We start from the raw sequence: 12,521 nt of genomic DNA, 5'->3' as shown, positions 1-12,521 counted from the left end.
GCGCCGTCGGCACCAACCGCGGACAATGGGAGACCACCACCCTCACCGACGGACCCGATGCCGGACGCATGGGCTGGCGACCGGCCACCACCGATCAACCTTGGCGCCTGAACCCCATCCACCACGCCGGACAAGCACGGCACCTGCACCCGCCAGAACTGCATCGGCAAGAATCGGGCCCACCGCCGGCGCATCCGCCGCCTCGGACTCCACCGCAGGAGTCACAAGCTCCCCCGGCAGATTCCGAATCTGCCCAGTCACCCCACGCCGCGGCCTGACGCGTCCTCCCAAGGTGCGCCGCGCTTCTAAGCTGCAATCGACACACCCGCCGACCAGGGAGCACATCGCATGGAACTGACGACGCTGACGCACGAGAACGAAGACGGCATCCTCACAGTCCGGCTCAACCGCCCCGACCATCTCAACGCCTTCACCGTCGAGATGGCGCAGGAATTGGAGCACACCTTCCGTTCGGTCAACGATGACGACTCCGTTCGGGCTGTCATCGTCACCGGCAACGGACGTGCGTTCTGCGCCGGCATGGACCTGGCGACCGAGGGCGACAATGTGTTCGGGCTCGACGGCGCCAAGCGGCCCACGCTCGCGGACATGGCCGATCTGGATGATCCCGGAATCGCGCGGATTCGCGACACCGGCGGGCGGGTGACGCTCGCGATCTACGCTTGCCGCAAACCGGTGATCGCGGCCGTCAACGGCGCCGCAGTCGGCATCGGCGCCACGATGACGCTGCCGATGGACGCTCGACTCATATCGACCAAGGGCCGGATCGGCTTCGTGTTCGGACGTCTCGGCATCGTTCCCGAGGCGGCGTCATCGTGGTTCCTCCCTCGAGTGGTCGGCCTCCCGAAAGCGCTCGACCTGGTGTACCGCGCCGACATCCTCGATGCGCAGAGCGCACTCGACGCCGGCCTGGCACAGAGCGTCCACGAGCCGGAGGATCTGCTCGACGCTGCGCGCTCGCTCGCCGACTCCTGGACTCAGGGCCGTTCGCCGGTGGCCGTCGCGCTCGCCCGCCAGATGCTGTACCGCAACGCGGCGCAAGAACATCCGACAGAGGCCCATCGCATCGATTCGCTCGCGATGTTCTACACGAGCATCGGCGACGGCGACGACGGTGTTCGAGCCTTCCTCGAGAAGCGACCGGCCGAGTTCGATTCGAAGGCGTCTCGGATGCCGGAGTTCTATGACGAGTGGACGCGGGAGTAGCGCCTCACTCGGCCACGGTCACCGTCGTGCCGACCTCGGCCCAGTCGTAGAGATGCTTCATCTCTGGTCCCGGAACGTGGACGCATCCGCGAGATCCCGCGGTCTTGAAGGCTTCGCGGTCGCCGAACGCCGTCTTCTGCCACGGTGCGTCGTGGAATCCGAAGTCACCGAAGAACGGCAGCCAGTAGCGAACATGGTCTCGGTAGCCGGGTCCGACGAGGTCCCGATTCGTCTCTCGGCTCTGAACGGTCCAGGTGCCGGTCGGCGTGCCGTCACCGCGCGCGACGTTCCCCGTCGTCACCGGTGACGACGACACCGGACGTCGCCCGTCGCACATCCACATGGCTTGCTGGGACAGACTGACTCGGATCAGTCGTCGTCCGGGCGCGTTGGTCCGGCACTCGGCACTTCCTGCTGCGCGAATGGCGGCGGGATCGGAGATCGTGCTCGCCGGAACCGCCGCGGCATGCGTGGCGGGCTGCACCGCGGCAGAGTTCGTGTTCCACGTCAGATGGAGAAGCAGCGCCACCGTCACCACCAGTGCCGCGGTCGCCAGGGCGAGCGGCGCCGCGTACCCGCGCACACCGCTGCGCAGTCGGTTGCCGCTCGCCACTTCCGCCACCCTGGTCTCCTCGCACTCGCGATGGCCCAGGGTAGCTATTCCGACTCCTGCTCGGATAGGACCTGCACCTCACGGACGCCGTCGATCTCGGCGAGAGCCGCGACCAACGCCTCCGTCCTCGCTCCCCCGGCCACCTCCAGGATCAGTGCGGCGGTGCCGTCGACTTCCACGTCCTGAGGCCGGGCCTGCCGTATCGTCCACCCGCCGCTGGTGATCGACTCGATGATCTGCCGCAGTAATCCGTGCCCGTCGGCGTAGGTGACTTCGATCTGCGATTCGGAGACCTGCCCGGGCAACAGTCGCGACAGGGCCCGCAGTCCATACGCCGTCACGAAGTGCAGCGCGGTCACCACCACGGCCAGCAGCCACAGGCCGGCGCCGGCCGCCATGCCGATCGCTGCGGTCTCCCACACTGAGGCCGCAGTCGTGAGGCCGCGCACCGCACCCCGGCGCGTCAGAATGATGCCCGCTCCAAGGAAGCCGATGCCCGACACCACCTGAGCGGCCACTCGCGACGGATCGACGACCACTTCGTCCGAAAGCACATTCATGAATCCGTACTTGCTGATCAGCATGAACAGTGCGGCGGAAGTGCCCACGATCGCCTGAGTGCGGAGCCCGGCACTGCGCCCGCGAAGCTGTCTCTCAAGCCCGATCAGCGCGCTGAGGACAAACGCGAGTACCAGCTCACCCACTTGGGGCCAGCCCTGCTGCTCCAACGCGTCAGCGAGTGCCATCGTCGTTCGACGGTACTCCCGGAGCAAGCGCACCGGAGTGGCGCTGAGAGATTCTGCCGACTGGTTCCACGTGAAACCGGCATCGGCACTCCCCGCGACGTCGTTACGCCCTCAGCTCGAGTCGGCGTCAAGCTACGCTGAGCCGCACCGTCAGGGAGTTCGACGAAGGGGGTCGGCCGTGGCTATGCCGGCATTGGGGCGAGCACGCAGCAAGGGCGGCGAGGTCGCGACCATCGAGTTGTTCTTCGACCTCGTCTACGTATTCGCGTTCAGCCAACTCGCATCGTTTTTCGCCGAGCACCTCACCGGCCGCGGGACCGTCGAGGTGATCGTCATGTTCGGCGGAGTCTGGTGGGTGTGGAACTACACCGCGTGGGCCACCAACTTCGTCGACCCAGCCCGCATCCCCGTCCGGATCCTGCTGGTCGTCCTCATGCTGTTGAGCCTGGTGATGGCCGCGTCCATCCCTGAGGCGTTCGGCGACCGAGGACCCCAGTTCGCCATCGCGCTGGCTGCGATGCAGGTGGTCAGGCCGTTGTTCATCGCGATTGCGATGCGCGGACAGCAGATCGGCCGCAATTACGCGCATCTGCTCGCATGGTCCGCCGTGGCCGCCGCGGTGTGGGTGATCGGCGCGTTCTGCGAACCCGACACCCGGCTGATCGTCTGGATCGTCGCCCTCGCCATCGACGTCGCCGCCCCGCTCCTGCGCACCTGGCTGCCGCGGTTCGGCGGAATCGACATGCGGATGTGGGAATTGACGCCCGCACATCTCGTGGAACGTAATCGGCTGATCTTCATCATCGCGCTCGGCGAGACGGTCCTTTCCATCGGGCGCGAGTTCATGCACATGGAATCGAGCCTGTACTCATTCGTTGCACTGGGGGTGGCGTTCGCCGTCCCGGTCGCCTTCTGGTGGCTGTATTTCGCCCACCATTCGGAGCGCACCGAACGACGGCTCGAAGAGGCCGACGATCCGACCGCCCTCGCCCGCGGAGGCTTCGCATATGCGCACGCCATCCTGGTCGGCGGCGTGATCGTGACCGCCGTCGGCACCGAGAAGATGCTCGCGCATCCCCACGATGAGACGACCACCGTCTACGCGCTGCTCCTCGCCGGTGGCCCGGCGCTGTTCTACATCGGCCTCGCGCTCTTCGTGGCGTCGATCGGCGGCCTGGACCGCTTCGAATCGACTGTCACGGCGTCAACCCTCGCCGTCCTGGCGGCAATCGGCGTTGTCGCCGCATCGACAGGTATCGAGCTCCTCGTGCTGGCCGCGCTGGTCGCTGCGATCCTCGCCGCCGGAGTCGCCTCCGCGTCCTGGCATCACCGGAACGACGCCGCGGTCGCGAAGTCCTGAGGCATTCGCACCCTCCCGTTTCCGCCGGCTGGCAGTCGCCGCACCCCACGTTTCGCGCAACCGCGACCCGGGAACCCCGTGCCCCAGGACATTGAACGGACACGGAAGGGAAGGGACCCGATGGTCTCGATACCGGCTCGATTGACGATGGCCTCACTGCGCGCGACGAGGAGCAAGAAGTTCTATGCAGACCCGGCGGTGATGACCGAGCGCCTCCCCCGGCACCAGCGCAAGAGCATGACCACGCCGCCGTGGCTGCCCACGGTGCAGGTCTCTCTCGAACACGTCGGCGACATGCGCTGCTACCGCATCGAACCGCGCGACGGTGCAGGCGACACCCGCATACTGCACCTTCATGGCGGTGGCTTCGTCGAGGAGCCGCAGCGCCATCATTGGCGGTTCCTCGCGTGGCTGGCGCGGGCCGCCGACGCCTCTGTGATCATGCCTATCTATCCGCTCTGCCCATCGGCGGATCACCGCACGATCATCCCGGCGGTGGCCGATGCGGCGCACACCTATCTAGCAGGCGCACCCGGGCCCACTGTGCTCTCGGGTGACTCCGCAGGCGGCCGACTGGCTCTCGAACTGTGCTGCGGTGATCGGAGATTGCGAACCGAACCGGACGCCGTCGTACTGCTCTCGCCATGGATTGATCTCACGGTCTCGATGCCGGAAGCCGACGCGATCGACCCCGATGATCCGGAACTCGGGATCGCCGGTCTGCGTCAAGCGGGACGGTGGTTCGCCGGGAACGCGCCGCCCACCGACTTCGGGCCCGTCGACGGCGAGCGACTCTCGGCGCTGCCCCCGACGATCGTCTTCACGGGCACACGCGACGTCCTCAACCCGGATGCCCGCGATTTCGTCGGCCGGGCGCGATCAGCAGGCGCCACGATCAGCCTCAAGGAGCATCCGGGCATGTTCCACAACTGGATCATGCACAAGATCCCGGAGGCCAGTCGGGCGCGCAGGGAACTCGAGGCCTTCATTTCCGAACGTCTCGAAGACGGAGGGTCGCACCTGCGGGGACGATCCACGACCTCGAAGGGGTCGATGCAGTGACTGTCAACGTGGTGGTCCCGGGCCTCAGCGACCGGCAGCGAGCCGAACTCGAGGCACTGCCCGGCGCCGACCAGATGCGGTTCCACAGTCTCCTGGACGTCGAGACGCTCACCGCCGCGCCTCATTTCGACCTCGAGTCGCTGCTCGACCGAGCCCGCGAAGAACTCGCGACGCTGGGCCGGGTGGACGCCATCGTCGCCCACTGGGACTTTCCGACCAGCATCCTGGTGCCGATCCTGGCCATGGAGAACTCGATACCGTCGCCCAGTCTCAAGAGCTTCCTGACGTGCGAACACAAGTACTGGTCTCGATTGATGCAGGCCGAGGCAGTACCCGAGTGCGTCCCGGATTTCGCGGCGTTCGACCCCTTCGACGACGACCCGCTGAGCGGAATCGAGGTGGCATTCCCGTTCTGGGTGAAGCCGGTGAAGTCGCACTCATCGCAACTAGGCTTCGAAATCCACGACGCTGACGAGTTCTACGAGGCGGTGGCCCAGATCCGCCGCGAGATCACGGTGATCGGCGACGCCTTCAATCAGGCGTTGGGCATGGTCGACCTACCTCCGGAGATCGAGCGCTTCAGCGGCAACAGCTGTCTTGCCGAGCAGATCATCTCGGGACGGCAGGTGGCGCCCGAAGGCTCAATGTACCGAGGAGAATTCATCACCCACGGCGTCTTCGACATGCGCAAGAGCTCCAACGGTCTCACCTTCGACCGACTGGACTACCCGGCGGGCTCGGTGGGCGACGAACTCATCGCCCGGATGCTCGACGTGAGCGAACGTTACCTGCGACACATCGGGTTCGACAACGGTTGCTTCAACGTCGAATTCATGTGGGACGACGAGATCGACAAACTCTGGGTGATCGAGGTCAACACACGAATCTCGCAGTCGCACAGTGAGCTGTTCCTGCGGGTGGACGGCACGTCGAACCACGAGTACGCCATCGATGTGGCTCTCGGGCGACGGCCCGAACCCGGCTCTCGGCGCGGCCCGTACCGGATGGCGTCCAAGTGTCTGCTCGGCCGCGCCGACGACGGGGTCGTGACGTCGACGCCGACCCAGCACGATCTGGCACGGCTGCGCGCAGAGGAACCGGGATGCACAGTCGAGGTGGATGTGCAGCCGGGCGATCGTCTCAGCGAACTGCCCAACCAAGACCCCTACCGCTACGTCCTGGCGACGGTGTACGTCGGCGGTCAGGAGGTGGACGATCTGGAGCAGGCCTACGAGCGAGCGTCGGAACTCTTGCCGTTCACGTTCGAGTGACCTACGGGGAGGATAGAGCATGGAGGTTGTCACCGGTTCGACCGCCGCGTCGAAGTGATCGAGAACCTGTTCATCACGATGCATGACGGGACACGGCTCGCCGCCCGCGTGTGGATGCCGGAGGACGCGAACTCCGAACCGGTGCCCGCAGTGCTCGAGTACCTCCCGTACCGCAAGCGTGATGACACGCGTGAGCGTGACAGTCTGCATCACCCCTATATCGCCGGGCACGGATATGCGTCCGTGCGCGTCGACATCCGGGGCACCGGCGACTCCGACGGAGTGCTGCGGGACGAGTACCTGCCGAGCGAGCAGGAGGACGCCTGCGAAGTGATCGCCTGGCTCGCCGAGCAGCCCTGGTGCGACGGCAATGTCGGGATGATGGGCATCTCGTGGGGCGGTTTCAACAGCCTGCACGTTGCGGCGCGCCGACCACCGGCGCTGAGAGCGATCATCAGCGCATCCGCGACCGACGACCTCTACGTCGACAATATGCACTACATGGGCGGGTGCCTCCTCTCCGACAATCTCTCGGAGGCCACCGTCATGTTCGTCAATAACAGCCTCCCCCCGGATCCGGACATCGTCGGACCGCGGTGGCGCGAGATGTGGCGCGAACGACTGGAGGGCAGCGGTCTCTGGGCCGCGGAGTGGATCGAGCACCAGCATCGCGATGACTACTGGAAGCGCGCGTCCGTCTCGGAGGACTACTCACAGATCCAGGTGCCGGTGATGTCCGTCGGCGGCTGGGCCGACGGCTACACGAACGCCATCTTCCGCCTGCTGGAGAACCTCGACGTTCCGCGCAAGGGGCTCATCGGCCCGTGGGGTCATAAGTATCCGCACCTCGGTGTGCCCGGTCCGGCGATCGACTTCCTGAACGAGACCGTCCGGTGGTGGGATCACTGGCTCAAGGGCATCGACAACGGAGCGATGGACGGGCCGATGCTGCGGGCCTGGATGCAGGACAGCATCGCGCCGAACCCCGCGTACGACGAACGGCCGGGCCGCTGGGTCGGCGAGGACAGCTGGCCGTCGTCGCGCATCGACGATCACGAGTACGTACTCACTCGATACACGCTCGACGACTTCGTCGACAGCACCGAGGTGCGGCCGCGACCGTTGGCGATCCTGTCGCCGCTGTCGGTCGGTGGATCGGGCGGGAAGTGGGCGTCGTACGCCGCGACGCCGGACCTCCCCACCGACCAGCGCGACGAGGACGGCGGCGCACTCGTGTTCGAGACAGAGCCGATGGCACACGACATGGAGATCCTGGGGCGACCGACGTTGACCGCGGCGGTTGAGGCGGACAAGCCGGTCGCTCAGATCGCGGCCCGTCTCTCCGACATCGCCCCGAACGGAGAGGCCACCCGCATCACCTACGGTCTCTGCAATCTCACGCACCGGAATTCGAGCGCTGCGCCGGAGCCTCTGGAACCGGGAACCAAATACCGAATCGACGTCGAACTCAACGGACTGGCACAGCGTCTGCCCGCCGGGCACCGACTGCGGCTGTCGTTGTCCACCTCGTACTTCCCGCTCGCCTGGCCGCCGCCGGAGCCGGCGACCGTCACCGTCTACACCGGCGAATCCCGGCTCAGCGTCCCGGTGCGTCCTCCGCGTGACGCCGACGCCCTACTCAAGGACCTGGGTACGCCGAAGAGCGCGCCGCCGATGGCTCGCCGGAACCTGGAGTCGGGTCGGCACCATTGGCGCACCACCCGCGACCTCGCGTTCGGCACCACCACAGTCGAGATCGAAGACGATCAGGGAACCACCCTGATCGAGGAGACCGACACCGCGGTGACGCGGTCGGCCACCGAGTGGTTCGAGTACCGGAACAACGACGTGACATCCGCGCGCGGTACCACGCGCACGGTGCGGCGCGTCGAACGCGGCGACTGGCGTATCGAGGTGAAGACGCACACCGTGCTCTCTTCGACGAGCAACGAATTCATTCTGACCGCCGAACTCGATGCCTACGAGCTCGACGATCGAGGCTCTCGTCGGGTGTACGCGGAGAGCTGGGATCGGCGGATTCCGCGTCGTCTCGTTTGATCTTGCGTCGAGCGGTCGTCTCCGAAGGCCCGGGCCCGGCTGCGGAGCGGTCAGGTCACCAGTGTGCGGCCGCGGCGCCAGGCGTCGCGGAAGGCGATCGACAATCGTTCCTCCACGGTCTGATGGGCGCGCATACCCGCGACCACCTCCTGCTCGCCGGGTTCGAAGGTGTCGAGGCCGGTTCGACGCACGTCTCCTGAAGGGCCTGCCTGTCCCTGCAGTTGCGCGAGATAGCGATGGATCGCGGCGTCGGCCGCTCCGAGCCGTTGCAGTCCGAGGAGGATGCCGGCGGACCTCGTCGTGGCGTTCACTTCCGCCGCGGTGGCACGGCCGACCGCAGCGCTGCGCCACGTCGGCCGTATTCGCACGCAATCGGTCAATACCAGCGGGCCGAGCGCCGCAGCCGGTGCCGTCGGCAGGTAAGCCAGATAGCCCGTGTCGAGCCCGAACGATTCGAGTACTCCGTCGAACACTTCCCGCTGCGACGACGAACCCCGCGGAGACAACAACGAGCCCACCGCGAAATAGTCGGCGAACTCCCGCAGATCGGCCACCTCGGCGAGATACCCGTCCAGCGCGAGAAAGGCGTCGCCGCCGGACGAGTGTGCGGGCTCGGTGCTCGGCACCCCGCGCGTCGAACCCCGAGCGCCGCAATACCTCGATGAGACCTTCGTGAAGAATCGATCTTCGAGGAGCAGGCGAATCTTCGTCAGATGCCGGTCCGAACAACGTTCCGAGTCGACCCCGTGCCACCCGCGGTAGTGGAGTTCGTGAAGAACCACGAGCGCGAGCATCGCGTCGTCGGACCACGCTTCGGAGAGACACACGGTCCGGTCGTACGAGATGACCGCCGCTTCGCGGTTCCGCCGAAGACAGTCGATCACCACGTCGGAGACCGGGCCTCGAGCGGGCGGGAGCAGCGGGCGATCGACCGATGACGCGGCCCTCATCGGACTGACGTGATCGTCGTGGCGACGGCGGAGCCCGTCGACGTCGTGCGCAGACCGTTGTGAACGACCACGTCGCGATCGGCGAGGTGACCGGAGGTCAATCGGCGTCGAGCCGGCGATCCAGGAACCGATCCCGGTGCAGTAGAAGCCATATCGTCACTCCTGTCCACCTCGTCCCCGACACGGGGAACCTGGTGTCGGATACCCGACTGTGACGTGGATCAAACTCCGGGCCACAGGATGGTTGATCCCGGCCTCACGTGGGTATCCGTCCGGCATGAACAGCAGGCCGGACGCCGCGCGCAGAGATGCGGAGAAGCGCTGGGGCCACCCGAAGGACTTGAGGTCGCCGGCGCTGTTCCTCGGCGCCGTTGTGGTGATCGCATTGGGTGTACTGGTCGCCTTCGTGATCGGCGGCGCCCCGATCGGTTTGGCGGCCGCCGTCCCCGGAGTCCTGGGGGTGGGCGGCCTCGTCGCTCTGGCGATGGCCTTCCGTGCATACCGCCGTGGACGCAGCTGGGTGGAGTGGCAGGGCGTCGGTTGGCTGCTGCTGACCATGATGCTGCCGGCGCTGATCCTGCCTTTCATGGCCGCCTCGGCGCCCTGAACAACGGCTCGGGTGGATGATCGTGCCGGTGGAGTCGCTGTGCGGTACCGCTCGGTTGTCGCGCAGTTCGCCGGGATCCCGAGAATCTCCGAGACGTGGCCGAGGACTCCCACACCACTCGGTAGACGTGTGGTGATCCTGGCATCTCTCAGGAGTTCGGCGCACTCGACACCGCGAATTCCGGATGTGCAGTCTTCGCCCTGGGATGGTCACCCGTTGCCGGTGAGTGGTTCCACTGAGTCCGATCGTGCGGACCTACGGTGAAGCCGAACCGGCGGTTTATGAGAGGAAATGATGTCATCCAATTCACGCGAGGCGACGGCCACCATCATCGCGCAGAACGCCGCACTTCGAGAACGGCTTCCGTTCTCTGACACGCAGGATTTCGAGGACGCCAATCGCGGTCTGCTCGGCAAGCGCGTTCCGAATGCGATCAGGAACGCCGAGGGAACCGTGGTGTGGGACAACGACACCTACGACTTCCTGCAGGGCGAAGCCCCCGACACCGCGAATCCGAACCTGTGGCGACAGTCGCAGCTGAACTCGATCCAGGGCCTCTTCGAAGTCGTTCCTGGGATCTACCAGGTTCGCGGGTTCGATCTTTCCAACGTCACTTTCATCGAGGGCGACACCGGTGTTCTGGTCCTCGACCCGCTGGTGACCGAGGAGACGGCCGCGGCCGCACTGGAGTTGTACCGCGAACACCGCGGCGACCGGCCCGTCACCGGCGTGCTCTACACCCATCCGCACGTCGACCACTTCGGCGGTGTTCGCGGCATCGTGAGTCAGGAGGACGTGGACTCGGGCCGAGTTCCGGTCATCGCCCCCGAGCACTTCACCGAGCACGCCGCGTCGGAGAACGTCTACGCGGGCACTGCCATGGCCCGCCGATCTGCGTACATGTTCGGTGCAGCCCTCGCTCGCGGCCCCCAGGGCGCCATCGGAACCGGTCTGGCGCAGACCGTCGCCACCGGCAACATCACTCTGATCGCGCCGACACTCGACATCACCACCACCGGCCAGGAAGAAGTCGTCGACGGCGTCCGAATGGTCTTCCAGATGGCCCCGGGCACCGAGGCGCCGGCCGAGTTCCTGGTCTACTTCCCCGAGCACAAGGCGCTGTGCGCGGCCGAGGACGCCACCCACACGCTCCACAACCTGCTGACTCTGCGTGGCGCGCTGGTGCGTGACCCGCATGCGTGGGCCGGATACCTGACCGAGACCATCGACCTGTGGGGCGGCGAGGCCGAGGTGGTCTTCGCCTCTCATCACTGGCCGACGTGGGGCAACGAGCGCGTGGTCAAGTTCCTCTCCGAGCAGCGCGACCTCTACGCCTACCTGCACGACCAGTCGCTGCGGCTGATCAACCAGGGCTGGACCGGAATCGAGATCGCCGAGCACCTCGAACTCCCGCCCGTGCTGGAGAACGCCTGGCATGCGCGCGGCTACTACGGCTCGGTGAGCCACAATCTCAAGGCGATCTACCAGCGATACATGGGCTGGTACGACGGCAACCCGGCCCACCTCTGGCAGCATCCGCCGGTCGCGCAGGGCAAGCGCTACGTCAAGCTCGCGGGCGGCGCCGATGCGGCCGTAGCGAACGCCCAGGCGGCCTTCGACGAAGGCGACTTCCGATGGGCCGCGGAGGTCCTCAGTCACGTCGTGTTCGCCGAGCCCGACCACGCCGGGGCCCGCACCCTCCTGGCCGATACCTTCGAGCAGCTCGGCTACGGATGCGAGAACGGCGTGTGGCGCAACATCTACCTGTCCGGCGCCACCGAGCTCCGCGAAGGCAAGTTCGGCACGCCGACCGTCTCGGCGTCGCCCGACGTGATCTCCGCGCTCACCCCTGAGATGCTCTTCGACGCTGTCGCGATCCAGATCAACGGTCCGCGCGCGTGGGAACTGAAGCTGAGCATCGACGTCGTGCTCACCGACGCCGACGTTCGCTACCGGCTCCGGCTGTCCAACGGCGCCCTGACCTACAGTTCCGCACCCCAGAGCGGTGACGCGGAGCTGACGATCACGACCACGAAGCAGGCGCTTCCGGTGCTCGCCACCGGAGCCCTCTCCGCCGACCGTCTCACCGAGGCGGGCATCGAACTCAGCGGTGACACGACGGTGCTGGAACGACTCGCCTCGGTCATCGATCCGGGCGACCCCGACTTCTCCATCGTCACGCCCTGATCCAACGCGGGGCGTTTGACCACGTCACTCCGGAGCAGTCACGAAAGCGGCGCGAGCGTGCAGGTGCACGCACAGGACTGCCCGCCTCCGCGTGCGGAGGTGGGCAGTCCTGGCAGTCTTGTGCGTGCTGCGACCAAGAGGATTCGCCCTACCGGTCTTGGGTCTCAAGCCATCGGGTGGTTAAAGGTCTCGGGCGTTTCCGGCCCGGAAGGCCACACCTGAACCCCCCGGAAAAGCAATGAGTCGCGACATCGTGTGTAAACGATGTCGCGACTCATCACAACTGTGGGCGAAGGGGGACTTGAACCCCCACGTCCCGAAGGACACTGGCACCTGAAGCCAGCGCGTCTGCCATTCCGCCACTCGCCCGTGGCTGGTCGATCGAACGACCGGCGTCCGTGTGGACTTGAAAAAGATAGCACGCACACCCGGCCAAATGA

General features: G+C 66.4%; 10 protein-coding genes, 1 tRNA gene and 1 pseudogene. 8 read left to right on the top strand and 4 right to left on the bottom strand.

Going from position 1 to position 12,521, the window contains the following annotated elements:
* Both Y710_RS19130 and Y710_RS10975 read left to right on the top strand, forming a co-directional pair.
* Positions 1 to 278: pseudogene (locus Y710_RS19130) on the top strand (HNH endonuclease); the annotation flags it as partial.
* A gap of 70 nt (positions 279 to 348) precedes the next feature.
* Positions 349 to 1,227, top strand: coding sequence for a crotonase/enoyl-CoA hydratase family protein (locus tag Y710_RS10975; protein ID WP_006897927.1), 879 nt, complete (start codon positions 349 to 351; stop codon positions 1,225 to 1,227).
* Positions 1,228 to 1,231: 4 nt separating this feature from the next.
* Here Y710_RS10975 and Y710_RS19125 read toward each other — a convergent pair whose 3' ends face one another.
* Both Y710_RS19125 and Y710_RS10965 read right to left on the bottom strand, forming a co-directional pair.
* Positions 1,232 to 1,849, bottom strand: a complete 618-nt coding sequence (locus tag Y710_RS19125) for a L,D-transpeptidase (RefSeq protein ID WP_006897926.1) — start codon at positions 1,847 to 1,849, stop codon at positions 1,232 to 1,234.
* Positions 1,850 to 1,884: 35 nt separating this feature from the next.
* Positions 1,885 to 2,586, bottom strand: a complete 702-nt coding sequence (locus tag Y710_RS10965) for an MgtC/SapB family protein (RefSeq protein WP_006897925.1) — start codon at positions 2,584 to 2,586, stop codon at positions 1,885 to 1,887.
* 184 nt (positions 2,587 to 2,770) lie between these two features.
* Here Y710_RS10965 and Y710_RS10960 point away from each other — a divergent pair, with 184 nt between their 5' ends.
* The 4 genes from Y710_RS10960 to Y710_RS10945 all read left to right on the top strand — a co-directional run bounded on the left by Y710_RS10960 (position 2,771) and on the right by Y710_RS10945 (position 8,337).
* Positions 2,771 to 3,946 (top strand): low temperature requirement protein A, encoded by a 1,176-nt coding sequence (locus Y710_RS10960; RefSeq protein ID WP_006897924.1) that lies wholly within the window; start codon positions 2,771 to 2,773, stop codon positions 3,944 to 3,946.
* Between the two features lie 120 nt (positions 3,947 to 4,066).
* Positions 4,067 to 5,008, top strand: coding sequence for an alpha/beta hydrolase (locus Y710_RS10955; RefSeq protein ID WP_006897923.1), 942 nt, complete (start codon positions 4,067 to 4,069; stop codon positions 5,006 to 5,008).
* Positions 5,005 to 6,279 carry an ATP-grasp domain-containing protein gene (locus Y710_RS10950; RefSeq protein ID WP_006897922.1) on the top strand — a complete coding sequence of 425 codons (1,275 nt, stop codon included), beginning with the start codon at positions 5,005 to 5,007 and terminating at the stop codon, positions 6,277 to 6,279. Before Y710_RS10955 ends, Y710_RS10950 begins: the two co-directional genes overlap by 4 nt.
* A 78-nt stretch (positions 6,280 to 6,357) precedes the next feature.
* Entirely contained in the window at positions 6,358 to 8,337 is a 1,980-nt protein-coding gene (locus tag Y710_RS10945) for a CocE/NonD family hydrolase (RefSeq protein WP_062367478.1), read from the top strand.
* 50 nt (positions 8,338 to 8,387) lie between these two features.
* Here Y710_RS10945 and Y710_RS10940 read toward each other — a convergent pair whose 3' ends face one another.
* Positions 8,388 to 9,287 carry a hypothetical protein gene (locus Y710_RS10940; protein WP_045537525.1) on the bottom strand — a complete coding sequence of 300 codons (900 nt, stop codon included), beginning with the start codon at positions 9,285 to 9,287 and terminating at the stop codon, positions 8,388 to 8,390.
* Positions 9,288 to 9,564: 277 nt separating this feature from the next.
* Between Y710_RS10940 and Y710_RS10935 the strand changes: the two genes are divergently transcribed.
* Positions 9,565 to 9,894 carry a hypothetical protein gene (locus Y710_RS10935; RefSeq protein WP_045537527.1) on the top strand — a complete coding sequence of 110 codons (330 nt, stop codon included), beginning with the start codon at positions 9,565 to 9,567 and terminating at the stop codon, positions 9,892 to 9,894.
* A 291-nt stretch (positions 9,895 to 10,185) separates the two neighbouring features.
* Positions 10,186 to 12,081: an alkyl/aryl-sulfatase gene (locus tag Y710_RS10930; RefSeq protein ID WP_197078053.1), complete on the top strand. Its 1,896-nt coding sequence runs from the start codon at positions 10,186 to 10,188 to the stop codon at positions 12,079 to 12,081.
* A gap of 286 nt (positions 12,082 to 12,367) precedes the next feature.
* Here the strand turns inward: Y710_RS10930 and Y710_RS10925 are convergent.
* Positions 12,368 to 12,450 (bottom strand) — tRNA-Leu (locus tag Y710_RS10925).
* Between the last annotated feature and the right edge of the window lie 71 nt (positions 12,451 to 12,521).

Source organism: Gordonia sp. QH-12 (assembly GCF_001578675.1).
Lineage (GTDB): Bacteria > Actinomycetota > Actinomycetes > Mycobacteriales > Mycobacteriaceae > Gordonia > Gordonia sihwensis.
This window is presented reverse-complemented; position numbering and strand designations above follow the sequence as displayed.